Annotated in this window: 4 protein-coding genes; 1 reads left to right on the top strand and 3 read right to left on the bottom strand. The window is 66.2% G+C overall.

Going from position 1 to position 2,190, the window contains the following annotated elements; genetic code table 11:
* Positions 1 to 392 (bottom strand): hypothetical protein (locus VGC47_03600; protein HEX9854373.1); only part of this gene is annotated, 392 nt, incomplete at its 3' end.
* Positions 393 to 514: 122 nt separating this feature from the next.
* Between VGC47_03600 and VGC47_03595 the strand changes: the two genes are divergently transcribed.
* Positions 515 to 1,648 carry a hypothetical protein gene (locus tag VGC47_03595; GenBank protein ID HEX9854372.1) on the top strand — a complete coding sequence of 378 codons (1,134 nt, stop codon included), beginning with the start codon at positions 515 to 517 and terminating at the stop codon, positions 1,646 to 1,648.
* A 33-nt stretch (positions 1,649 to 1,681) separates the two neighbouring features.
* On the opposite strand, the gene VGC47_03590 is transcribed toward VGC47_03595, so the two are convergent.
* Entirely contained in the window at positions 1,682 to 1,861 is a 180-nt protein-coding gene (locus tag VGC47_03590; GenBank protein ID HEX9854371.1) for a hypothetical protein, read from the bottom strand.
* Between the two features lie 94 nt (positions 1,862 to 1,955).
* Positions 1,956 to 2,190, bottom strand: a 235-nt coding sequence (locus VGC47_03585; GenBank protein ID HEX9854370.1) for a metallopeptidase family protein, incomplete at its 5' end; no start/stop codon positions are given.

Below are 2,190 nucleotides of genomic sequence, written 5' to 3'. Positions count from 1 at the left end.
TTGCGCTCGACGAACCGCAGGTAGCGGACTCCGTCGAACGCTTTCGAGTCCGGGTCCTCGGCGAGGAGGGTGACCCACTTGCCCTCGATGAGCTTGGCGAGTCGCGCCTTGGCCGTTCCGGCGTGGCACATCTCCGGGTACTCGTTCGTGTTGATGCCGGCGAACCGGACGTCGACCGGGGTGTCGTTGGGGTTGCCGTTCGTCACCCTGATCGTGTCGCCGTCGAGCACCTTGACGACGTACATCTGTGTCGAGTACATGGAGCCCGCTTGCGCTGCCGATCCGGGCAAGATCACTGAGAGTGTTCCGGCGCACACGGCGACAACCCCCGCCAAGATCACCGTGTATCGAATGCGCTCCGTGGTAGCTCTCCGCCTCAGAAGCTCTGCCATACTGAGAACATCGGCAAAAGTCTCTGCATCCTAAGCATTAGGTGACCACGTTGCGTAGTCGCGAATCGAGTGCAAGAACCACCGTGCCCCCGTCGCCTTGCTCCACGCCCCGACGCTCCGTGGTGATCGTCGTCCTCCTGGCGCTCACGGCAACTCTCGTACCGACTGGGGACGGGCCGGCGATCGCTGCCTCCGAACCGCCCTTTTATCGCACGCCGAAGGTCAAGGGCGACCTAAGAACGATTGAAGTTGGGACGGGTGACAGCCTCCAGGCGGCGTTCGACTCGGCACGGCCCGGTGACACGATCCGCCTGGCCTCGGGCCGCCACGAGGTCACCGGCAACCTGGTGATGCGTCGCTCCGGCACGGAGGAGGCGTGGATCAAGATCGAGACCGAGCCGGGAGCCGAGCGCGCCGTGATCGACCTGAACGGGTCCGGTGAGCTGAGACTCTCCGGGTCGTACGTCGCGCTCCGTCGAGTCAAGGTGCGCAAGGGAGGAGGCAACAACATCCACGTCGCCCCCGAGGGGGGCGACCTCACCCACGTCGTCGTCCGCAAGACGCAGGTGCGCAACCTGGTGTGGGGCCCCGGCGCCGCCATCAAGGTCAACCGCAACGGCAAGTGGGACGTGAAGCGGGTCTACCTGCTCGGCAACGACGTGTCCCAATCGATCGCCAACGCCGTGATCGACGGGGTCGGGGTCCGCAAGTCTGTGGCCCGCGGCAACCGGATCCACGACAACGCCGTCGGCAGCCACGGCATCTTCTTCAAGGGCGGCTCGTCGAACATCCTCATCGAGGAGAACGAGATCTGGGGGATCAGACAGAACGCCGCCCTCCAGCTCGGCGGGAACACCGGCCCGACGTTCTTCGACCCGAAGCACCCCAACCGGGAGGGGGTCGACCAGGTGGTCCGCCGCAACCACGTGTACGACTTCGACGACTCGGCGATCGAGATCAGGGGTGTCAGGCGAGGCGATGTCTACGACAACGTCATCGAGACGCAGACGAGCTTCGCCATCTTCCGTTTGAGCTGCGGCAACAAGTCGGGAGGCGGCCAGTCCGGCAACGACGCCATCGCCATCCACGACAACTACGTGGCGGCGACCGGCGACCCCCAGTACGCCAGGAACGACTGCGGTCCGGTCGACGTGACCTTCAAGCGGCAGACGTGGCAGGGCACGTTCCACAACTCGCCGAGCCCCGGGCCGGGGATCCCGGCCTTCCCGCGCCCGAGCGACACGGTCATCCCGTGACGGGACGGACCCGTGTCTGTCGCCTCCGGGAGCTCAGCTCGCGCGGACGAGCGGATGTTGGACGACCGGCCGCGGCGTCGCCGTCAGCAGGGCAACGAGGCGGTCTTCGAACGGCCCGTCCCTACCGAGCAGCTCTGCGACCGTCACCCCGTTGGCGAGGTCGTGGTTGCACCGCGCCTCGCATCGCCCGTAAGGGTCACGTGTGTCTGGCATCCTGGCCATGGACGCGATATCGGCATCTCGGATACCGGGGATGAGCAAACTTCCCCGACAGGCACTGTGAATAGGTCTATCGCATCATCCGGGATCAGTCCCAGCCGAGGTCGAACAGCCGGCGGTCGTCGATGCCGAGATGGTGCGCCAGCTCGTGGAGCACCGTCCTCCTGATCTCGGCGCGCAGTTCGCGGCCGCTGCCGGTGCGCGCCAGGTGCGGCTGACGGAAGACGGTGATCGTGTCCGGTGAAGCCCCGAAGTAGTCGTTGCCGCGCTCGAGCAGCGAGACGCCTTCGTAGAGCCCGAGGAGGCCTTCGCCCTCCGGGTCC

Source organism: Acidimicrobiia bacterium (genome assembly GCA_036396535.1).
Classification (GTDB): Bacteria; Actinomycetota; Acidimicrobiia; order Spongiisociales; family UBA5794; genus DASWKR01.
Note: the sequence above shows the minus strand (reverse complement) of the source record. Positions and strands in the feature narration are given on the sequence as shown.

Excerpts from the sequence above, each read along its gene's own strand:
- VGC47_03590 (HEX9854371.1), bottom strand. The coding sequence starts at position 1,861 with ATGCCAGACACACGTGACCCTTACGGGCGATGCGAGGCGCGGTGCAAC.